This is a genomic window from Leyella lascolaii, assembly GCF_900079775.1.
Lineage (GTDB): Bacteria > Bacteroidota > Bacteroidia > Bacteroidales > Bacteroidaceae > Prevotella > Prevotella lascolaii.
The window spans coordinates 280,219-301,437 of the sequence record NZ_LT556050.1; the positions used below are offsets into that span (position 1 = coordinate 280,219).

The 21,219-nt window shown below is 48.3% G+C and carries 19 protein-coding genes; 5 read left to right on the forward strand and 14 right to left on the reverse strand.

The window, feature by feature from the left end; translation table 11 throughout:
• Positions 1–21 precede the first annotated feature (21 nt).
• The 12 genes from BN4609_RS13565 to BN4609_RS13620 all read right to left on the reverse strand — a co-directional run bounded on the left by BN4609_RS13565 (position 22) and on the right by BN4609_RS13620 (position 12,392).
• Positions 22–1,095 (reverse strand): efflux RND transporter periplasmic adaptor subunit, encoded by a 1,074-nt coding sequence (locus BN4609_RS13565; RefSeq protein ID WP_068857290.1) that lies wholly within the window; start codon positions 1,093–1,095, stop codon positions 22–24.
• A 46-nt stretch (positions 1,096–1,141) separates the two neighbouring features.
• Positions 1,142–2,509, reverse strand: a complete 1,368-nt coding sequence (locus BN4609_RS13570; RefSeq protein ID WP_164071698.1) for a glycosyltransferase family protein — start codon at positions 2,507–2,509, stop codon at positions 1,142–1,144.
• The gene (locus tag BN4609_RS13575) at positions 2,506–3,105 is read right to left on the reverse strand and encodes a hypothetical protein (RefSeq protein WP_068857145.1); all 600 of its coding nucleotides are present in this window, start codon (positions 3,103–3,105) and stop codon (positions 2,506–2,508) included. The genes BN4609_RS13570 and BN4609_RS13575 overlap by 4 nt, the downstream gene beginning before the upstream one ends.
• Before the next feature lie 62 nt (positions 3,106–3,167).
• A complete protein-coding gene (locus tag BN4609_RS13580; protein ID WP_164071699.1) occupies positions 3,168–3,914 on the reverse strand; it encodes a DUF4934 domain-containing protein in 747 nt (248 codons plus the stop codon).
• A gap of 160 nt (positions 3,915–4,074) precedes the next feature.
• A complete protein-coding gene (locus BN4609_RS13585; RefSeq protein ID WP_164071700.1) occupies positions 4,075–5,301 on the reverse strand; it encodes a DUF4934 domain-containing protein in 1,227 nt (408 codons plus the stop codon).
• A gap of 161 nt (positions 5,302–5,462) precedes the next feature.
• Entirely contained in the window at positions 5,463–6,689 is a 1,227-nt protein-coding gene (locus tag BN4609_RS13590) for a DUF4934 domain-containing protein (RefSeq protein WP_164071701.1), read from the reverse strand.
• Positions 6,690–6,850: 161 nt separating this feature from the next.
• Positions 6,851–8,074 (reverse strand): DUF4934 domain-containing protein, encoded by a 1,224-nt coding sequence (locus tag BN4609_RS13595; RefSeq protein ID WP_084791663.1) that lies wholly within the window; start codon positions 8,072–8,074, stop codon positions 6,851–6,853.
• A 275-nt stretch (positions 8,075–8,349) separates the two neighbouring features.
• Positions 8,350–9,468, reverse strand: a complete 1,119-nt coding sequence (locus BN4609_RS13600) for a DUF4934 domain-containing protein (RefSeq protein ID WP_068857150.1) — start codon at positions 9,466–9,468, stop codon at positions 8,350–8,352.
• Positions 9,465–9,734 (reverse strand): 6-bladed beta-propeller, encoded by a 270-nt coding sequence (locus tag BN4609_RS13605; RefSeq protein ID WP_084791665.1) that lies wholly within the window; start codon positions 9,732–9,734, stop codon positions 9,465–9,467. Before BN4609_RS13605 ends, BN4609_RS13600 begins: the two co-directional genes overlap by 4 nt.
• 27 nt (positions 9,735–9,761) lie before the next feature.
• Positions 9,762–10,190 (reverse strand): hypothetical protein, encoded by a 429-nt coding sequence (locus BN4609_RS13610; protein ID WP_068857152.1) that lies wholly within the window; start codon positions 10,188–10,190, stop codon positions 9,762–9,764.
• 141 nt (positions 10,191–10,331) lie between these two features.
• Positions 10,332–11,558: a DUF4934 domain-containing protein gene (locus BN4609_RS13615; RefSeq protein ID WP_084791667.1), complete on the reverse strand. Its 1,227-nt coding sequence runs from the start codon at positions 11,556–11,558 to the stop codon at positions 10,332–10,334.
• A 69-nt stretch (positions 11,559–11,627) separates the two neighbouring features.
• Complete coding sequence (locus BN4609_RS13620; RefSeq protein ID WP_068857154.1) at positions 11,628–12,392, reverse strand: leucine-rich repeat domain-containing protein; 765 nt, start codon at positions 12,390–12,392, stop codon at positions 11,628–11,630.
• Positions 12,393–12,593: 201 nt separating this feature from the next.
• On the opposite strand from BN4609_RS13620, the gene BN4609_RS13625 reads away from it, so the two are divergent.
• From BN4609_RS13625 to BN4609_RS13645, 5 genes are all read left to right on the forward strand, one after another.
• Positions 12,594–12,989 carry a GtrA family protein gene (locus tag BN4609_RS13625; protein WP_241033270.1) on the forward strand — a complete coding sequence of 132 codons (396 nt, stop codon included), beginning with the start codon at positions 12,594–12,596 and terminating at the stop codon, positions 12,987–12,989.
• Positions 12,986–13,282: a hypothetical protein gene (locus tag BN4609_RS16660; RefSeq protein WP_164071702.1), complete on the forward strand. Its 297-nt coding sequence runs from the start codon at positions 12,986–12,988 to the stop codon at positions 13,280–13,282. Before BN4609_RS13625 ends, BN4609_RS16660 begins: the two co-directional genes overlap by 4 nt.
• A 14-nt stretch (positions 13,283–13,296) precedes the next feature.
• On the forward strand, positions 13,297–13,959 hold the full coding sequence (lepB, locus tag BN4609_RS13635) for a signal peptidase I (protein WP_164071703.1): 663 nt from the start codon (positions 13,297–13,299) through the stop codon (positions 13,957–13,959).
• A gap of 1,437 nt (positions 13,960–15,396) precedes the next feature.
• Entirely contained in the window at positions 15,397–17,877 is a 2,481-nt protein-coding gene (locus BN4609_RS13640) for a hypothetical protein (RefSeq protein WP_068857158.1), read from the forward strand.
• 431 nt (positions 17,878–18,308) lie between these two features.
• A complete protein-coding gene (locus BN4609_RS13645; protein ID WP_068857159.1) occupies positions 18,309–19,340 on the forward strand; it encodes a YeiH family protein in 1,032 nt (343 codons plus the stop codon).
• Positions 19,341–19,587: 247 nt separating this feature from the next.
• Here BN4609_RS13645 and BN4609_RS13650 read toward each other — a convergent pair whose 3' ends face one another.
• Together BN4609_RS13650 and rsmI are read right to left on the reverse strand one after the other, a co-directional pair.
• Positions 19,588–20,442: a Cbp1 family collagen-binding glycoprotein adhesin gene (locus BN4609_RS13650; RefSeq protein WP_068857160.1), complete on the reverse strand. Its 855-nt coding sequence runs from the start codon at positions 20,440–20,442 to the stop codon at positions 19,588–19,590.
• Between the two features lie 15 nt (positions 20,443–20,457).
• Positions 20,458–21,156, reverse strand: coding sequence for a 16S rRNA (cytidine(1402)-2'-O)-methyltransferase (rsmI, locus tag BN4609_RS13655; RefSeq protein WP_068857292.1), 699 nt, complete (start codon positions 21,154–21,156; stop codon positions 20,458–20,460).
• Positions 21,157–21,219: the final 63 nt, after the last annotated feature.

Sequence of the window (21,219 nt, forward strand, 5' to 3'; positions counted from 1 at the left end):
CCATACCACAGTCTCCTCCCGTCAGTTTTGTACTTTTACCGCACTTCCGTCCGCAAGGTTCTGCGAACCGGATATTATAACCTCCATTCCCGGCTCCAATCCGTCTGTGATGGTGTATTCCGTCATGTTCTCCAGTCCGATATTCACATAATGCCACTCCGCCTTATTGTCGTTTACGGTGAAGATGACATCCCGTTCAGACCGGCGCACCACCGCAGTCTTGGGCACGACAATCTGGTCTGGAGCCGTCTTATTGACAAGCACCCTCACACTCATTCCCGAAATCAGATTCGCACCGGACTCTACTGTCGCCTCCACCGTTATCAGTCCGTCTTTGTCGACAATGGGATTGATGGCTCTTATGCGTCCTGCCAAAGGCTTCTCGCCGTCACCGTAAGTCAAGATGGTTACCGCATCGCCCACTCTGACAAGTCTTACCTCATTCTCGACAAGCGGGAACTTCACTTCCATACCGCTCTGACCGACAATACGGCAAACAGGCTCGGTTCCGGCAGAGCTGTGTGGCTTGGCATCAAGGTCTGCCACCAGACCGGCGAACGGAGCGCGGAGCGTGGTCTGCTCCATATGTTGTTTGAGTTCCTCAAGCTCCTTCCTGTCTCTCAGGTATCCGCTTTTTATCATGGCAAGCCTGAGTATTTTGGCGGGAATCTTGTCTTGCTCCTCATATGAATAGCCTTGTCCGATAAGGATGTCTTTAAGCTGGAACTCGGACATCTCGCATTCCATCTCTTTCTTTGCGATGTCTCCCTGCAGGTCAGACTTGTCCAGTGACGCTATAGCCTGCCCTTTCTGCACGTGCTGTCCGTTCTTCACATAGACACGGGATATTATCCCGTTGGTTCTGAACATAAGCTCGGCGATGTTTGTCGCCTCCACTTTTCCGTTGCTCACCATCTGCACCTTGAAATCGGACGGCTTCACCTTGACGGTCCTCACAACACCGGTTATCGTGTCAGCCTTTAAAGGAACGTTCTGCTCTACGGTCTTATTACCTTCGCCCTTACATCCCGGAAATACAGCGGCAAGGAACATCAGTGCCACCGGCGGGAGTATCTTATATATTGGTTTCTTCATAGTTTGAATATTGTATGTTGTCAGTATTGTCGTGAACTGTACGGAGTTAATGTCCGGCATTGACCGGAGCTGTAATCAGTGTTTTCTTTCCGTCATCATAATCTTTCCTCGATTTGAGTATCTCACGAATGTTCTGTTTAAGCATATCGGTATTTCTCCAGTGTCTCTCATATGTCAGAGTCATTGCCGACAGACACACCACATACACTGCAAGCGCAAGTTTCACCCATCGTGTAAACCGGAAGCGCGTCGCCGACAGATAAGCAATCATGAAAGCGCAGCCTATCAGCGAGAGGTATGAATATCTGTCGGCAGTGACAGCAAACCTTGATATCGGTACTATATGAAGAGCCACAAGAACATGTATGACAAAGAAAAGGGCTGCAAAGACTATCATCCTGTCACGTCTGAAGACAAAGACAAGATAGCCCAATGCAAGTACATATAAAGGATAAAGATAAATTCCGAACGGAACGGCGTCACCGGGCTGGAACGGGAACGGATAAATATAAGACAGGTTGTAAGGCACTATCGCCTTGACAATATATTCAAACAGTGAGTAAAACGCAAGAAGACAGCGTTCCATAATATCATACTGCGGCATGGAACCGCCGGAAGTGTCGCCCTGAGAAAGAATGGTAATCAGTCCGAAGAACAGGGCAAGAAACAACATCGGCACTTTCTCCGCAACCATCAACAGCACCGGTTCACGTCTGCGCATGGCGTAGTCGACAAGCGCGCAGCACAGCACAAGCACCACAGCCTGTTCCTTTCCGGCGAACGAAAGAATGTATAACAGAAGTACAAGCAGATAGGACGCCGCATCCTTTCGCTCGATGTAGCGTATGTAGATGACGAGTGCCGTAAGATAGAACAATGAATATACGAGTATCTTGGACGCGCTCAGCCACGCCACCGACTCCACGCATACAGGATGGACAGCGAACAACAATGCCGTGACAAACGCGATTCTGCCCGCGACAGTCGTCTCTCCATTCTGTGTCTTTAATGACAACAGGAACACAAAACGGTAGGTCAACAGTACGTTTGCCGTATGCAACAGCACGCTGCCGGCATGAAACGCATATGAGTTATATCCGAAAAGACTGTAAATGATGATATAATAAAGCTCGTTGGCGGGAGCATACTGACCGTGATAAAACTGTGTCACAACATCCCATATGTTGCTCCATGACATTCCGCGGTCTGTGAACGCGTTTATCACAACCCACTGGTCATCCCAGTGAAACAGGAAATCGTTCCACACAGTCTGTATATATACGGCAACGGTGACGGCTGCCAGCAGCAGGTAAGGCAACATTCTTCTAATACAGACAGACTGCGTCCGGCAATCCGAAAGCGAGCTTTCATTGCGCTCACCGGCACTCTTTTGGCGATAATAACCCATAGTCATTCTGATAGTTTCTTACTGATGAAATTATGAAACCTGCGTGTGAAGGGAAGCGTTGTCGTACTGACTACGTTAGATGTCACTATTCTAAGCCCTTCAGTATAAAATAGAATAGGGAACTGAGGTTCATCTTCTATCCCGTCACACAGTTTTCCTTTGCAAATCTCGTAGAATCCTCCGGCAGGCATCTTACGGTTTCCCATATGACTGTGCATGTCATAATCGAACACGAACACGATGTTGTCACGGCAAGGAAGTTTTGAGAGCAGGGACATCTCAAGCCTCGAGCAATCAGAACAACTGTTCATGGAGAACAGTACGAGACACTTGCCTCCTCTCATGACAGAATCCAATGGTATATCAGACTCCTTCAGTTTCCCTGTTCTGTCATAACAGTTCAATGTGGTGTTTCCGTTCAGATACAGTCCGTCATAATTCAGATGACTCATCACCACTTCCGCATCATACTCTCTGTCAGCATCCGTCTGTGTATGCCCTCCATTGCTGTCCTTTCCAGACAACATCACCGCAGCGACACCGGCAATCAATGCTGCTGCCGCTACCGTGACCGTTGCAAAGAATTTCAAATCAGTCTTCATACATTTTTATTATATAAACATGAAAGTATTTTTATATGTACGGTTCCGTTAGATTCCGCATATCAGTTCTCATAGAACACCAGGCACGGATTGCCATCCGGGTCTGCCTTCTCAAAGAACGTCCTCATTTCCTTCTTATAAAGCTTCACGTCAAGATTCTTGGCGAAGATTTCATCACGCATACACTCTATCCATATCGGAGCAAACCAGCTTATGAACTCGTTGCGGTTGGAATCTATTATATCAGGCATAAGTCTTCCCTCAAGAAACATGACAGCTTCCACAGCCATCAGAGCACTTCCTTTGATGTGGATGCCTTCAAGAGTCTTCTTGTTTATCAGATAATTATCTCTGCCTTGAAGCGTAAGAGGCTTTGTAAGAACAAGTATGTAGTTCTTGTCCTCATAGAGCTCGAAAAGCGGCAAAGAATAACCGCTCTGATAAAGTTTTCCGGCATTTACATCTTCATAAGGTCCAGGACCTTCTCCAAGACGTCCTATAGTGCGTATATATTTGCCGGTGGCACGGTCGAAGCAGAATATCTCGTTGGTTCTTGTGAGAACATAAACCTTTCCTTCCACATCAACGACACGCTTGATATCCGAGATGAGGCATTCCTCTTTGGCTTCAAGCTGTATCATGTGGATGTTCTTGAAGCTTGAGGCAATGAGAAAATCCTTGGGGGCTTCCTTGAAAGTCACCTCCTTCACGTCAGCACCAGTCGGGGCGCTCTTCTTCTGCTCGCGGCATGACACTACCAGAATGCCCAGGCAAAACAGTACTAATAAACGAATGAATGTATGTTTCATTTCCATTTATGTTTAAATAACCAAAAGCCAGAAAGCCTGATGTTACATTTTCAATTTTTACATTTATATATATATGTGTCTTTTTATTAATTTCACACATTTCATGGCAGGCATACCTGCGGAAATATTACCACATATTCCCGCAGGTATATCCCGCATGTCAGTTCTCGTAGAACACCAGACACGGATTGCCATCCGGGTCTGCCTTCTCAAAGAACGTCCTCATCTCCTTCTTATAAAGCTTCACGTCAAGATTCTTGGCGAAGATTTCATCGCGCATACACTCTATCCATACCGGAGCGAACCAGCTTATGAACTCGTTGCGGTTGGAATCTATTACAGACGGCATAAGTCTTCCCTCAAGAAACATGACACCTTCCACTGCCACTCGGGCACTTCCTTTGATGTGGATGCCTTCAAGAGTCTTCTTGTTTATCAGATAATTATCTCTGCCTTGAAGCGTAAGAGGCTTTGTAAGAACAAGTATGTAGTTCTTGTCCTCATAGAGCTCGAAAAGCGGCAAAGAATAACCGCTCTGATAAAGTTTTCCGGCATTTACATCTTCATAAGGMCCCATCTTGGCAAGGACATCCTTAGGCACCATCTTGCGYCCCAAATTCAACTTGCAGAAAGGAACAACCTCGTCACCKGAYAAAGTGAAGATTGTATCATTCATRAACTTGAAGAACCGCAGACCGTCCTCACTCTTTGCGATAGGATGTCTKGAGACTTCAACTTGCGCTATTTTTGACCTCACCGGGGAGAAAACATCCACTCCGGTAGACGTACCRTCAGGACGAAGCATCATATATACATAATCACGTGAAGGTTTTTGGGGTGGCATACATAAGGAAAGCAACATATTGCCGTCCGGTGCACAGTCCGCATAAMCCGTCAAATTCACACCTTYAGCGGTWTCTTCGTCAARCTTTCTGTCACCGAGRAACCTGCCGTCGAGAGAGTAATTGTGKATYGCGCTTTTATAATAATCTACAACGCAGATGCACTTTTCCTTCTCGTCATAGCARATATCCATAGCACTGACATACTCKCCAGGACCTTCTCCAAKRCGTCCTATAGTGCGTATATATTTGCCGGTGGCACGGTCGAAACAGAATATCTCGTTGTTTTTTGTAAGAACATAAATCTTTCCTTCCACGTCAACAACACGCTTGATATCCGAGATTAGGCATTCCTCTTTGGCTTCAAGCTGTATCATGTGGATGTTCTTGAAGCTTGAGGCAATGAGAAAATCCTTGGGGGCTTCCTTGAAAGTCACCTCCTTCACGTCAGCACCAGTCGGGGCGCTCTTCTTCTGCTCGCGGCATGACACTACCAGAATGCCCAGACAAAACAGTACTAATAAACGAATGATTGTATGTTTCATTTTCATTTATGTTTAAATAACCAAAAGCCAGAAAGCCTGATGTTACATTTTCAATTATTACATTTATATATAATATGTGTCTTTTTATTAATTTCACACATTTCATGGCAGGCATACCTGCGGAAATATTACCACATATTCCCGCAGGTATATCCCGCATGTCAGTTCTCATAGAACACCAGGCACGGATTTCCCTCCGGGTCTGCCTTCTCAAAGAACGTCCTCATCTCCTTCTTATAAAGCTTCACGTCAAGATTCTTGGCGAAGATTTCATTGCGCATACAATCTATCCATATCGGAGCAAACCAGCTTATGAACTCATTGCGGTTGGAATCTATTATATCAGGCATAAGTCTTCCCTCAAGAAACATGACACCTTCCACAGCCACCCGGGCACTTCCTTTGATGTGGATGCCTTCAAGAGTCTTCTTGTTTATCAGATAATTATCTCTGCCTTGAAGCGTAAGAGGCTTTGTAAGAACAAGTATATAATTTTTGTCCTCATAGAGCTCGAAAAGCGGCAAAGAATAACCGCTCTGATAAAGTTTTCCGGCATTTATATTATCATAAGAGTCCATCTTGGCAAGGACATCCTTAGGAATCATCTTGCGTCCCAAATTCAACTTGCAGAAAGGAACAACCTCGTCACCGGACAAAGTGAAGATTGTATCATTCATAAACTTGAAGAACCGCAGACCGTCATCACTCTTGGCAATAGGGTGCCTGGATACTTCAACACTCCCTATTTCTGACTTAACCGGAGAAAAAACATCCACTCCTGTCGACGTACCATCCGGACGTACAATTATATATGCATAATCACGAGGAGGCTTATTCCCTGACATACGCAAGGAAACAAGCATATTGCCGTCCGGTGCGCAGTCTGCATATACAGCCCAACCGACACCTTCAGCGGTATCATTGTCAAGCTTTCTGTCACCGAGGAACTTGCCGTCGAGAGTGTAATTGTGGATTGCGCTTTTATAATAATCCACAACGCAGATGCACTTTTCCTTCTCGTCATAGCAGATATCCATAGCACTGACATACTCACCCGGACCTTCTCCAAGACGTCCTATCGTACGTATATATTTGCCTGTGGCACGGTCGAAGCAGTATATCTCGTTGGTTCTTGTAAGTACATAAACCTTTCCGTCCACGTCAACAACACGCTTGATATCCGAAATGATACTTTCCTCTGTGGCTTCAAGCTGTATCATGTGGATGTTCTTGAAGCTTGAGGCAATGAGAAAATCCTTGGGGGCTTCCTTGAAAGTCACCTCCTTCACGTCAGCACCAGTCGGGGCGCTCTTCTTCTGCTCGCGGCATGACACTACCAGAATGCCTGCGCAAAACAGTACTAATAAACGAATGATTGTATGTTTCATTTCCATTTATGTTTAAATAACCAAAAGCCAGAAAGCCTGATGTTACATTTTCAATTATTACATTTATATATAATATGTGTCTTTTTATTAATTTCACACATTTCATGGCAGGCATACCTGCGGAAATATTACCACATATTCCCGCAGGTATATCCCGCATGTCAGTTCTCATAGAACACCAGACACGGATTGCCATCCGGGTCTGCCTTCTCAAAGAACGTCCTCATCTCCTTTTTATATACATTAAGGTCTTTCTTCTCACGCAACTGTTTCTGAACAGCCTTTATCACCGTTGCGCCATTAAAAGAGCTTATCAGCTCTTTCTCATTCGACCCTTTCAGACTTATTATACTACGTCCCTGAAGAAAACGGAAGCACTCGTCATCAAAATTATTTGTAGCAATGATGTGTATGCCCTCCTGTTTCTCCTTATCAATCCAATAATACCCACCAGCCATTTCGTAATATTGAGGTATCAGAGCTATCAGATTCTTGCACTCGTATATTTCCTCCAAAGGCATGGCATAACCGCTCTGGAACACCTTATCTATATTCAGATACAGATCGCCTCCCATTTTAGCCAGCATTTCCCTCGACGGCATCTTACGCCCCAAATCCACTTTGCAGTAAGGCACAGCCTCACCGTCTGACAGAGTAAAGATGGTATCGTTGACATACTTGAAGAATCTCAGCCCATCCTCGCATCTTGCCATCGGGCGTTTTGCAAATGCCATACTTGTTCCTTCAATCTTCAATGGGGCGAAAGCGTCCAACTTTATCGCTGTCCCATTCGGACGGATAACGGTATATGCATAATCGGAGACAGGAAATCCGTCAGTTATTTGCAAGGCAATCATCACATCTCCGTCAGGAGAGTATTCCGCACATTCAGACCATATCAAGGCGGTGGCTATATCACCGTTCTTGTCGAATGCCCTGCTGCCGACGAACTCGCCGCCAAGAGTATAGGCATGGATTGCGTTTTTCACCCGGTCAACAACACATATTCTCTTCTCTTTCTCATTATAGAACATGTCTGTTATGTCAACATACTCACCGGGTCCTTCGCCTGTGCTACCTATCTTACGCAGGTATTTCCCCGTGCTTCGGTCGAAGCAGAATATCTCATTATCAGAGGTAAGCACATACAGCTGACCGTCAGTATCTATTATGCGTTTCACGTCTGATATCATACATTCGTCCTTCATTTCCAGCTGAACCATGTGTATGTTCTTGAAGTTGGAAGCCAACAGATAATCCTTGGTAGCCTCTTTGAAAGTTATCTCCTTAATGTATGTGGGAGTATTCTTCTTTTGGTCGGAGCACGAAAGAAACATACACACGGCACAAGATACTGCCAGAAAAGCACTGATAAAATGTTTCATATATAGCTTATGTTTATAATATAATTAGTTTGTTTTCTTCCATACCATAGTCGCTTGTCACCTGACAGATACCGGAGTCAAGTCCCAAACATGCGACTACACAGGAAATATTCTGCATAAATACACTCTTATTGTTTAATATTAAAAAACCGACAAAGCAGGAATTTCAAGGAGTCTTTATTAAAACAGCACTGCCTTTTATTGTTTCCGTTCACGTCAGAGATTATATGTCTGCGGAAATATTACCACATATTCCCGCAGGTATATCCCGCATGTCAGTTCTCATAGAACACCAGGCACGGATTTCCCTCCGGGTCTGCCTTCTCAAAGAACGTCCTCATCTCCTTCTTATAAAGCTTCACGTCAAGATTCTTGGCGAAGATATCATCACGCATACACTCTATCCATATCGGAGCAAACCAGCTTATGAACTCATTGCGGTTGGAATCGATTACAGACGGCATAAGTCTTCCCTCAAGAAACATGACACCTTCCACAGCCATAAGAGCACTTCCTTTGATATGAATACCTTCAAGAGTCTTCTTGTTTATCAGATAATTATCTCTGCCTTGAAGCGTAATCGGCTCAGTAAGGACAAGTATGTAGTTCTTGTCCTCATAGAGCTCGAAAAGCGGCATAGAGTAACCGCTCTTGTAAAGTTTTGCCGTATTTGTAAGATCAAAAGAACCCGTCTTGGCAAGGACATCTTTATCGGGTATCTTGCGTCCCAAATTCAACTTGCAGAAAGGAAAAACCTCGTCACCTGACAAAGTGAAGATGGTGTCATTCAAAAACTTGAGGAACCGCAGACCGTCCTCACTCTTTGCAATAGGATGTCTGGATACTTCTACAAGCCCTATTTCTGCCTTCACAGGAGAGAAAACGTCCACTCCTGTCGACGAACCGTCAGGACGTAGCATCATATATACATGGTCACGTGAAGTTTTCTTTGCTGACATACTCAAGGAAAGCAGCATGTTGCCATCCGGAGCACAGTCTGCAAAAAACGTCAAATTCACACCTTTAGCGGTTTCTTCGTCAAGCTTTCTGTCACCGAGGAACCTGCCGTCGAGAGCGTAATTGTGTATCGCGCCTTTATAATAATCCACAACACAGATGCACTTTTCCTTCTCGTCATAGCATATATCTCTTGCACTGACATACTCGCCAGGACCTTCTCCAAGACGTCCTATAGTGCGTATATATTTGCCGGTGGCACGGTCGAAGCAGAATATCTCGTTGGTTCTTGTGAGAACATAAACCTTTCCTTCCACATCAACGACACGCTTGATATCCGAGATGAGGCATTCCTCTTTGGCTTCAAGCTGTATCATGTGGATGTTCTTGAAGCTTGAGGCAATGAGAAAATCCTTGGGGGCTTCCTTGAAAGTCACCTCCTTCNTCTTGTGAGAACATAAACCTTTCCTTCCACATCAACGACACGCTTGATATCCGAGATGAGGCATTCCTCTTTGGCTTCAAGCTGTATCATGTGGATGTTCTTGAAGCTTGAGGCAATGAGAAAATCCTTGGGGGCTTCCTTGAAAGTCACCTCCTTCACGTCAGCACCAGTCGGGGCGCTCTTCTTCTGCTCGCGGCATGACACTACCAGAATGCCTGCGCAAAACAGTACTAACAAACGAATAATTGTATGTTTCATTTTAAATCATATTTTATTCGTCTATTATTAATTACCTCCGCCTGTTGTCTCCGAGCCACCTGCGACAATGTCTGTCACAACGATTATCTCATCACCATGGTAACATAGACCGCCCTGATATGCCATACAATATCTATCTACATAAGATATATAATATTTTGTATTCTTTCTCAGACCAGTTATTGTTAAGCTATTAGTTTCTCCAAGCGAGTTTATGGTGATGGATCCGGTTGTACCAGAATTCTCACCGATGCTATTACGAATTATGTTTATAGTTTTATCATAATAAGCAACACCTCCACCACTTCCTCCTCCTGACGTTTCGTCTGACTGCGCAACAATCGCACTGTGCAGTTTGTTCTCTTTCATACCATAGTCGTTTGCCGCCTGATAAATACTGAATGCAAATCCTGAACACAGAACCGCGCAGGATGCTAAAATATATAATTTTTTCATGATTTGATGGTTTTAAAATTTGTTAATAATTATTATTTAAGGAGCCTTTTATAAAAACTCCGTTCTATTTTAGTTTCAATTCGTAAGCGACTGGCGTATTACAGAACTCCGGATCATACATCCGCAGTAATCACCGGCACGTCAGTTCTCATAGAACACAAGGCACGGATTGCCCTCCGGGTCTGCCTTTTCAAAGAACGTCTTCATCCTCTTATCATACAGTTTCAGTGTTTTCCCATCACTCAACTGTTTCTGTACAGCCCTTATAGACGTCGCGCCGCTGAATGCACTTATCAGTTCTTTCCCGTTAGACCCTACAAGTCTTATTATGCTTTGTCCCTGAAGAAAGCGGAAACATTCGTCATCGAAATCGCCCGTAGCGAGGATATGTATGCCCTCCTGTCTCTCCTTGTCAATCCAGAAATATCCGCCCGTCATCATGTAAAGTTCCGGTACAACCGCGATAAGATTCCCGCACTCATACATTTCCCTGAACGTCATGGCATAGCCACTTGATTTATACAGGTTGTACAGGTTTATTTCCCTGTAACTTCCCATTTTCGCCACCACGTCCTTAGGCGGCATACTGCGCCCTGTATTCAACCTGCAATAAGGCACAGCCTCACCGTCTTTCAACGTGAAAATGGTGTCGTTGAGAAACTTGAAGAACCTCAGACCATCCTCACATACGGCAATGGACCGCGTGGCAAAAGGCATGGAATAATCCTCCACCTTCACGGGAGCGAAGGCATCCATACTGCTCAGCGTTCCGTCAGGGCGCACAACAGTGTAAGCATAGTCGTTTGAGGGATAGCCGCCAGTCATTTGCGAGGCTATCATCAAGCTGCCGTCTGCCGACCGCTCCGCACATATAGCCCAGCTCAAGGCTGCGATGGCGTCACCACCTTGTCCGGGAGTCCTGTCGCCATTATACTTTCCGTCAAGAGTGTAAGCGTGAATTGCGTTCTTGCTGCGGTCAAGCACGCATATGCGCTTTTCTCTCTCATCATAGAAGATGTCTGTAGCATCAACATACTCACCGGGTCCTTCGCCCACGCTCCCTATAGTGCTCAGGTATTTACCGGTGCTGCGGTCGAAGCAGAATATCTCATTGTCTGAAGTCAGCACGAACACCTTTCCATCGGTGTCTATTATGCGTTTCACATCAGAAACCACACATTCGTCCTTCATCTCAAGCTGAACCATATGTATGTTCCTGAAGTTGGAGGCTATCAGATAATCGGCAGAAGCATCCCTGAAAGTCATCTCACTTGCCTCCACAGGCATACACATCTTTTGCTCTGCGCACGAGAGAAGGGCGCATCCGGCACATAGTGCCGCCAACAAACAGCCAGTAACCTTTTTCATATATTAACTATCATCATATATCAATTATTAATGTACGCGTACATATTATGTCTCTCCCCGGTCCAATTCTCACTCTATCATTCTTATCTCTCCCGGTGTCACGAAACAAGGCTGGTAAGTCCACAGAGGACGATGCCCATACTTGGAGCTTCCCGGCAAATCCTTCATACTTGCCCTATTCTCGACATAGGTGGCATTCATACTTGAGAATGCCGCCCGTCCGGCATACTTGACGCTCTTAGGCACTACAAGCTTCTTCATCTTCGTGTTTCCTGAGAAAGCGTCGTCGAGTATCGTGGTGACAGAGGAAGGGATGGTCAGCACCTTGTTCACCTGTGCGACAAACACCAGCACGGTCTTTTTCTTGTTGTATATGCAGTTGCCCGCCGAGCAGTAATATTTGTTGGCGGGCGACACGGTAAGCCTCTTCAGTTTCAGAAGCACCTGGAAGGCACCCGGCGCAATCTCTTGCACAGTGGACGGTATGTGTATTGAGCTGACGTTTATGAGCTGTCCGAATGCGAACCAGCCTATCTTCCTGATGCCCTCCGGAATCTTCACAGACGTCACCTTGTGGCAGTAGCTGAACGTGCGCTCGCCTATCTCCGTCACCCGGTATGTACGGTTCTTGTATTTCACCGTCTTCGGAATGACTACATTTCCCACATATCCGCCGTCGCCAGACATCTTCGTCACATCCGGATTCTTGTAAGTCAACGCCACCGTCCCGTCTTTCTTTATGTTATAGGCGAAACCGTTCACAATGAAATCATAGGCAAAGCTGTCCGCATGAGCGGCAAATGCCACAAGTAAAGCAATGATAATTCTGTTCATAATACATTTAGAGTTTAAGTTATTTTTGTCTGTTTAATGATATAACAACTTCGAATAAACAAAATAAAAAATATTGTGATAAAATTTGTTAAAGCTGCAAATATTTTTCCTTCAAGTGTTCCCGTTATCCCAAAAATATGTAAATTTGGGAGCCATAAATAGAAAAACGTCTAAACAATATAAAAACAACACATGTCCGGAATGACTGACATAAAAACACACATGCACAAACTTTCAGGAGAGATTCTCCGGTTCGGGATTGTCGGTACAACCGCGCTGGTGATACATTACGGTGTATACTATCTTCTGCTACGCCACACATATCTCAACGTGGCATTCACATCAGGCTACATAATAAGCTTTCTGTTCAACTTCATGATGACCTCATGGTTCACGTTCAAGGTAAGACCGTCATGGAGACGATTCCTCCGCTTCGCCGTGAGCCACGGCATCAACTACCTCATACAGATAACCATATTCAACATATCGCTGCTTCTCGGCGTAAGCAATGAGCTTGCCCCGATACCGGTCTACATCATATCGGTGCCGGCAAGCTTTCTGCTGGTGAGATGCGCGATGATGAGACAACACGCGTGATATGCACCCACGAGAACAACATTTACCGCGTGTCGAGCCTCGACCTTGAGTTCTACCGGCGCAAAGGGATAACCGTGGACGAGGACATAGACCTCTATCTGCTCGGCAGCATCAGTCCGAAGAGGGGCGACGCGGTGATAATAACCCAAGGCGACATATGGAGAAGGCAGATGGCGGAGAACGCCGGACTGAGGCTCGTTTACAGAAGCGTGCCGCAATGGGTGGGAAAGCTCAACCTCTTCTACAAGACATTCAACGGCGACGACACCCTGCTGGTGTACGCAAGGGAATGAAAACAAGACACAAGATGAAACGGAGAATGCCACGGATAAGGACCATCCTGATTGCAGGGGCGACGCTCTACATCGTCCTCAGCACCTTCGTAGCCACGGTGAACCATGTGCCCACGACGAGCATGGAGAACACCATCAAGGCGGGAAGCGTCATCCTGATAGACCAGATAACCTACGGCGCGTGCCTGCCACGGAGGGTGGCTGACATCGCGCTGGTGAAGAACGTGCTCTTTCTCGTGCCGCTCTCAGTGTTCGACTACGACCAGAGAACAGACTGGGGCTACCGCAGGATGCCGGCGATAAGGATGCCCAGGCGCGGAGACATAATCGTCTTCACAAGTCCGGCAGACACGACAATGTTCCTGTGCAAGCGCATCGTGGCGATGTCGGGCGACACTCTGGAGATAAGGCACGGCGTTGTGTATGTGAACAACCGCAGACAGAAGATGCCCGCCACCGTTGTGCCGACAACCGAGAAGGACACCATACGCCCAGTGACCTTCCCCGAGCACAACACATGGAACGCCCACAACTACGGTCCGCTGGCAATACCTGAACGGAACGGCAGCACGCTATACTTCGTGATGGGCGACAACCGGGCGCACTCCATAGACAGCAGGGCGTGGGGATATGTGGGCTTCGAGAACATAAGAGGCAGGATAGCCCTGAAGGAATGAGCCGTCCGGACGACTGCCCCGAAAGGCTTACGGCATGGAGGCGTGTGTAAGTGAAAAGACAATAAAACGAAGTCTGGAATGTTAAATTGATACCGTGAAAAACGCGCGAAAACTCTTCCGGAAACAATCATGATGCGTTTATGCCGGAAAAAACACAGAAAAACCATCTTTGGTAAGTCATTGGCAATAAACAACTTACAACATATCACACAACAGCCCTGCTCCCTCCGCATCCCCAAACGGGCTTTCCCGATGTATGAAAAAGCCCGTTTGAGACTGTCATACGGTACATATGGCATGCCCGGAAAGCCCGTCCGGAATCACAAAACGTGCTTTTCCGCAACACGAAACATGCTTTTTCACCATCCGGCATCGCCCGAAACGCTTTGCAATACGACCGGAACATGCCATCACCCCACTTAAAAACGGCTTTCAAAAGCACAGAACCGACAAGCTGAAAAGTTAAATACTACACCACAAAAGCAAACATATGTTAATTTTTAAACATCCGTTTTAAAATCCGGCACAGTTTTTGATACAGCGCGTAAACCAGAAAAACACACACCAATATCCATATTTTTACAAACAAAGGCGTGCATGTTTTTACAAGTAAAGAAATACCCCAAACAGCACCCTACCTCCCCGTCGCATTTCACCACGCCATCCCCACCCCATCATCACAGCGACGCCAGCCAGTAGAGACGCAAAATTTTGCGTCTCACGAGCAACCCATCGCAATTTAAATCAGCAGCCCTCACGAAATAACCACAACGGCGACAGCCAGTAGAGACGCAAAATCTTGCGTCTCACGAGCAACCCATCGCAAGCCGTAATCGACACAACACAATGACATTAAGCACATAAGCAAATCGGGAGACGCAAGCCATAGCAACTTAAATCAGCAGTCCTCACGCAATAACCACAGCGGCGACAGCCAGTAGAGACGCAAAATCTTGCGTCTCACGAGCAACCCATCGCAACCCGTCATCACCACAACACCATGACATTAAGCACTCAAAGCTAACTGTGAGACGCAAGCCATCGAACCCATAATCGCCACAACACAATGACATTAAGCACACAAAGCTAACTGTGAGACGCAAGATTTTGCGTCTCTACTTAATTACCCTCCTCACCATCAAAGTCGCAAAAAGTCTTCTTTTCCCTTTGCTCTGCGCTCACCTTTCACTATCTTTGAATAAGATAGGAGGCGGTTCGGCAAAGCAAATCTGAAAAGAATATCTTCTTTTCCCTTTGCTCTGCGCTCACCTTTCACTATCTTTGAATAAGATAGGAGGCGGTTCGGCAAAGCAAAGCTGAAAAAAATATCTTCTTTTCGCTTTGCTTTGCGCTCACCTTTCGCTATCTTTGCACTACGATTTTACGTGAACCGATATAACATACATAATATAATCAGACAATCTTACATACAAAATCATGAACAAGAAACACAAGTCATTCCTGTCGGCAATATTCATAATGGCATCTGCAACAGCATCTTACGGTCAGGCTCTGCCCGTAGGAGGGGCTGCGGAAAACACACCGTCATACTCCGAATATTTCTCATGGATAAACAACACTAACGAGGGACCCACCGAGAAACAGACTCTGATAAACCTCGACTTCTTCAAATGGATGCACGACACTTACGGCATGCAGCTCGACATATACGCCTTCGACGCGGGCGCGCTCGACGGTGCGAAACGGTATGGAAGCACTCGCTCCGAACGCTTCAGGAGGCAGTTTCCAGGCGGACTGGACGCCGTCTGCGGCAAAGCGGCGTCCATCGGCACGCGCTTCGGGGTGTGGTGCGGTCCCGACGGGTTCGGCAACACACAGGCGGAAGCCGACGAACGCATGGACGTGATGACCGAGCTGGTGAGGAAATACAACTTCAAACTGTTCAAGATGGACGCTGTGTGCGGACAGCTCAGGCAGGAGATGTACGGCAACTTTGACAGGATGATGAAGGCAATAAGGCAGGAAGACCCCGGATTCATACTGCTCAACCACAGGCTGGACCTCGGTCCGGGCGACAAATACTCGACGACACATCTCATGGGAGGTGAGGAGACATACATAGACGTGCACATGACCAACGACGTGACAGCCCCGCATCACCGCGCACGCGCGCTGGCAAGGAAAGCTCCCGACAACCTGACGCGCCTGACGGAAGACCACGGCGTGTGCCTGTCGTCATGTCTTGACTACTGGGAGGACGACCTCATATTGCAGGCGTTCAACCGCGGACTGATTCTCTCTCCGCAGATATACGCCACCCCATGGCTGCTGAGAGACGACGAGTTTCCGTATCTGGCATACATTTACAATCTGCACCGCGACTACCGCGACATACTCACCGGAGGCATACAGTTGCCTGAAGGACGCTACGGAGAGGGAGCCGTGTCGAGAGGCGACGGCAGGACGCAGTTCATCACTATGCGCAACCTGTCGTGGGAGACAAAGACATACAGCGTAAGACTCGACAGCGAGACGGGACTGAAGGACTGCGGACGGAAGGTGAAGGCGCGTCTGTACCATCCTTATATATACGATCTGGGCAGCCACGACTACGGTTCGGAGCTGAAGGTTGAGGTGCTGCCGTTCCGCACGGCTCTTGTGAAGATAACCACAGACAAGGAGAAAGACCGCGTGGCTCTGAGCGGCATACCTTATCACATCATAAACGACCGCGCGGGAAACACGGCTGAAGTGAGGCTGCTGGGCATGCCGGGAGAGAAATACAAGGTGAGGATGGAGCGTGGAGCCGGACTGTTCGTCTCAGCCGGCATAGACGGGACGCAGGCGCGGAAACTGCTGGACGGACGGCAAATAACACTGACGTTCGACGGACAGAAGCTCACTCTGCCGCCCTACCGCAAGCTTGCCGACATGCGGGAGTGCGACGTGCCAGCCGACGCCGAGGCTCTGTATTACGCCACATGCTTCGCCGCCGACAACAACGCGCTCGAGGTGCGCTCGCTGGAACGCTCGGGCGAGACGGCTGTGCCGCAGGTGAAGGCTGCACGCGACGCCTTCTTCGGTCAGGAACTGTTCGGAGCAAGGGAGATATGGGACCGCAACCTGTTTGACGGCAATCCGCAGACGGGATTCTCGATAGCCATGCGCTGGGGCGACATACGTCCGTTCGGAGAGTCGGGCTTCTGCCTCGACATGGGCGGGAGACAGCGGCTGGACAGTCTGGTGATAGAGTCGTTCGACGAATACTCCATCACTCCGCTGAAATCTTACGAGGGTGTGGAGGCATACGTCTCAGCCGACCTGAGAAGCTGGAAGCCGATAACCTTCACGGCGGGAAAGAGGATGACGATAGACCTGAGCGGCGCGGGCGAGGTGAGATATGTGCGCTTTGCGCCCTGCCCCCTGCGCCTGTCGGAGGTGACTGGCTACAGGGACGGAAAGAAAACCGACAGCAGCCGTTGGCACGCGTCAAACCTGTTCCGCCCCTACGGAAGCGCGACGTGCATGGCGAAGAAGGCATGGAAGAGTGAGCTGACGCTCGGGGAGATTGCCGACGGCGCCTATCTGTGCGTGGCAGTGAACGGCTATCACGGACAGGAAGGCGCGTGGGCAGCGGTGAAGATAGACGGCGAGTATGTGGGATGTCCGGACAGGGCACCGTCGTTCACATCCAACACGTGGGAATATAAGAGTGCCGCAAGCGACAGGAACTATACATATTATATACCGCTGACCAAAGACATGGCTGGCAAGAAGATAGAGGCTTACGTGCTGGCACTCAACCGCAACATGGACTACAGCAACAACGAGCGGCCCGACAGCGGCGAAAGGAAAGGCGTGATAACAGGACAGCAGATAAGCCCTAAGATATGGCTGTGCTCGTATCCTCTGCCGATGAAAGCGAAAAAGCTGAAGATGGAGATGAAGAAACAGTGAAACAGGACCGGTCATTAATACTTCACCGGTATTCAGCACTGCCGCCGGACATGTCTGTCTGCGCCTTTGCCGAAGATGCGGACAGCCACATCTGGTAAAAGCGCGGGACAAGACGACGGCGGCAGTGAGGAAGAGGGATGAAGAGGTGACAGGCAGAGGGGGAAACATATTGGACAGTATGACGGCAGATTAGCGCAAAGAACACGAAGTAGGAGAAAGTGTATGAAAGAGGCGCAAAAAAGTAGACCCGTTCACATATCTCCGCTTCTGACAATTAAAAATATCATGACAAAACAGTGAGGAAATGCTTTTTTTAATTAATTTTACGCCCTGAAACATTAATTATAAACAAGATAACGCGGACACACCTGACGTGAAGCGCGGCTTCACGCTAATGAGTCCGGCTTATCATCTAAAACGATTTGAATAATATGTTAAGTGAAAAACGCAGCAGCATGCTGCACGGCGTGCTGCTTATCGCACTGTTCTCATGCGCCGCATTCTACATCGGCGGCATGGAGTTTGTGAAAAAACTGTCGTTCAGCCCGATGATTGTCGGCATCATTCTCGGCATGCTCTATGCCAACAGCCTGCGCAACAACCTGCCGGAGACGTGGGTTCCGGGCATCCAGTTCTGCTCGAAGAGGATATTGCGCATAGGCATCATACTCTACGGATTCAGGCTTACGTTCCAGAATGTGGTTGAGGTGGGCATCCCTGCAATATGCATAGACGCCGTGATAGTGACGGTGACCGTATGCGGCGGAGTGCTCATAGGACGGCTGATGAAGATGGACAGGGGCATCGCGCTGCTTACATCTGTGGGCAGCGGCATCTGTGGGGCGGCAGCCATACTGGGAACCGAATCGGCGATAAAGGTGAAGCCGTACAAGACGGCGGTGGCTGTGTCGACGGTGGTGATATTCGGAACGATAGCGATGTTTCTCTATCCGATACTCTACCGCAACGGCATCGTAGACCTCACTCCGCAGGAGATGGGCATATACACGGGCAGCACCGTGCATGAGGTGGCACACGTTGTGGGCGCGGGAAACGCCATGGGCAAGGAGGTGTCAGACCCGGCTATAATAGTGAAGATGATACGTGTGATGATGCTCGTGCCCGTCCTGCTCATTATAAGCTACAGCGTCATGAGGGCGGCGGTGAAGAGCGGTGACACGGGCGGGCGCGCAAAGATTTCGCTGCCGTGGTTTGCCATTCTGTTTCTTGTGGTGATCGGGTTCAACTCTCTCGACATCCTGCCGGCTGGTATGGTGGACTTCATCAACACGTTCGACACATTCCTGCTCACGATGGCAATGACGGCACTCGGCGCGGAGACAAGCATCGACAAGTTCCGCAAGGCTGGCGTGAAGCCGTTCGTACTTGCCCTGATACTCTTCGCATGGCTCTTGGGCGGCGGATACGCACTGGCGAAATATGTGGTTCCGATGTTCGGATAAGCCGCGACTGGCTGTTTCGCCTCATGTGTATCATCCTCCGGGGTAAACCCGGACCGGTCATCAGACCGTCAAAACGTTTTTTCCGCCTCCGCAGAAGACGTGGCTGTCTGTGCCGGACGAAAGCGGAGGACACAACGAATACGGCATACGGCAGGCACACATGGCAGCGGCACCTTCACACAAACGGCAAAGGGGCAGACTCTGACGGAGTCTGCCCCTTTGATGAATGAATACGTATATGACTACGTTATTTTACGAGTATGACGAGATACTTGCTTGTCGACCAGAATATCTGCGGATTGGTGATGCGCAGGACATACTGCTTGTTGGCGTCCTTCTCCAGCGTGTAGCTGTCTGACGGGTGCATGGTGAGAATCTTGGCATACTTGGAATAGAGCTTAATCTCCTTCTCCACGCGGATGTCTATCTTTGTGAAGTAGCTCTTGTTGAAGTTTGACTCGAGCACGCGGTCGCCGTCGATGATGCGCTGTTCCTTGAGTTCCTTCTTGGTGCCGAACACAAACCATGCGGTGTTGAGCTGCTTGTCCTGAGCCTGGATGGTAGCGCTCTTCTGCGAGCTCTCGGTCTGCAGATTTGTCACATTGTCGTTCAGACCGCTTATGGTCTGGTCGAGCTCGGCAATATGGATATTCTTCGCGTCGAGCTCTGCGCGGAGCTGCTGAAGCTGGTTGTCCTTCTCCTCAAGCTCGGCTACGAGGTTCTCGATGGTCTTCTTCAGGTTGTCGCTCTTGACACTGCTCTCGCGCAGCTGGCGGCGCAGCTTTTCTATGAGCGTGCGGTTCTCCTTCATCGTGGCGGAGATGAACTGCACGTTCTCCACAAGCTGCTGTCTGCGGTTGGCACCCTCACCGTCCTTCATCAGACTCACACGGTTCTCAGCCTCATTTATTTCCTTGAATCCAGCCTCAATCTGGTTGAATGTTTCCATAATGTCATTTATCTCATTATCCTTCTGAGCAATGATTTTCTGCAATGAGTCATTCTGGCTGAATCCTGCTACGTCGGCTACTTTGCGGTCTTCCTTGCATCCCATGAAGGTGATCAAAGTCAAACCAATTGCTAAAAATAATAACTTCTTCATATCAGTCTGGTTTTGTTATACATTTTCTTTGTTGTTCTGTCTGTCGTCATTGCCTGCAAGCACGATGACAATCTCACCGCGCGGCGGATTGTTCTCGAAATGTTCCTTGACCTCCGCGAGCGTTCCCCTGACATAATCTTCGTGCAGTTTGGATATCTCGCGGCATACGCAGACCTCGCGTCCGGCACCGAACACCTCGGCAAACTGTCCTAACGTTTTCAGCAGTCTGTAGGGCGACTCGTAGAAAATCATCGTCCGAGGCTCGTCCTTCAGGGAGGCGAGCATGGTCTGACGTCCCTTCTTCTGAGGCAGGAACCCTTCGAAGCAGAACCTGTCGCAAGGCAGTCCGGAAGCCACTACCGCAGGAATGCACGCCGTGGCACCAGGCAGACACCGCACGGTTATACCGGCTCTGACAGCCTCACGGGCAAGAAAGAATCCCGGGTCGCTTATTCCCGGCGTTCCGGCATCGCTCACAAGGGCTACGTCCTGACCTCCTTTGAGACGCTCAATTACAGATGCCGTCGTGCCGTGTTCGTTGAACTTATGATGTGACAGCAGCCGGTTCTGTATGTCGAAATGCTTCAGAAGCACACCCGAAGTACGCGTGTCTTCGGCAAGAACGACATCCGCCTCTTTCAGTACACGGATGGCACGCAACGTCATATCTTCCATATTGCCCACCGGCGTAGGCACGATATAAAGTGTTCCCATACTGCGGACAAATATAACTAAATATTCCTCACGGACAAAAAAAGCCTTCATTTCTTTGCAATT

What these genes read in the sequence shown, in the direction of transcription:
- lepB (WP_164071703.1), top strand. Translation starts at nt 13,297, where the DNA reads ATGAAACGGAGAATGCCACGGATAAGGACCATCCTGATTGCAGGGGCG.
- BN4609_RS13640 (WP_068857158.1), top strand. Translation starts at nt 15,397, where the DNA reads ATGAACAAGAAACACAAGTCATTCCTGTCGGCAATATTCATAATGGCA.
- BN4609_RS13570 (WP_164071698.1), bottom strand. Translation starts at nt 2,509, where the DNA reads ATGACTATGGGTTATTATCGCCAAAAGAGTGCCGGTGAGCGCAATGAA.
- rsmI (WP_068857292.1), bottom strand. Translation starts at nt 21,156, where the DNA reads ATGGGAACACTTTATATCGTGCCTACGCCGGTGGGCAATATGGAAGAT.
- BN4609_RS13580 (WP_164071699.1), bottom strand. Translation starts at nt 3,914, where the DNA reads ATGAAACATACATTCATTCGTTTATTAGTACTGTTTTGCCTGGGCATT.
- BN4609_RS13615 (WP_084791667.1), bottom strand. Translation starts at nt 11,558, where the DNA reads ATGAAAAAGGTTACTGGCTGTTTGTTGGCGGCACTATGTGCCGGATGC.
- BN4609_RS13650 (WP_068857160.1), bottom strand. Translation starts at nt 20,442, where the DNA reads ATGAAGAAGTTATTATTTTTAGCAATTGGTTTGACTTTGATCACCTTC.
- BN4609_RS13595 (WP_084791663.1), bottom strand. Translation starts at nt 8,074, where the DNA reads ATGAAACATTTTATCAGTGCTTTTCTGGCAGTATCTTGTGCCGTGTGT.
- BN4609_RS13645 (WP_068857159.1), top strand. Translation starts at nt 18,309, where the DNA reads ATGTTAAGTGAAAAACGCAGCAGCATGCTGCACGGCGTGCTGCTTATC.
- BN4609_RS13565 (WP_068857290.1), bottom strand. Translation starts at nt 1,095, where the DNA reads ATGAAGAAACCAATATATAAGATACTCCCGCCGGTGGCACTGATGTTC.
- BN4609_RS13575 (WP_068857145.1), bottom strand. Translation starts at nt 3,105, where the DNA reads ATGAAGACTGATTTGAAATTCTTTGCAACGGTCACGGTAGCGGCAGCA.
- BN4609_RS13625 (WP_241033270.1), top strand. Translation starts at nt 12,594, where the DNA reads ATGACTGACATAAAAACACACATGCACAAACTTTCAGGAGAGATTCTC.
- BN4609_RS13590 (WP_164071701.1), bottom strand. Translation starts at nt 6,689, where the DNA reads ATGAAACATACAATCATTCGTTTATTAGTACTGTTTTGCGCAGGCATT.
- BN4609_RS13610 (WP_068857152.1), bottom strand. Translation starts at nt 10,190, where the DNA reads ATGAAAAAATTATATATTTTAGCATCCTGCGCGGTTCTGTGTTCAGGA.
- BN4609_RS13620 (WP_068857154.1), bottom strand. Translation starts at nt 12,392, where the DNA reads ATGAACAGAATTATCATTGCTTTACTTGTGGCATTTGCCGCTCATGCG.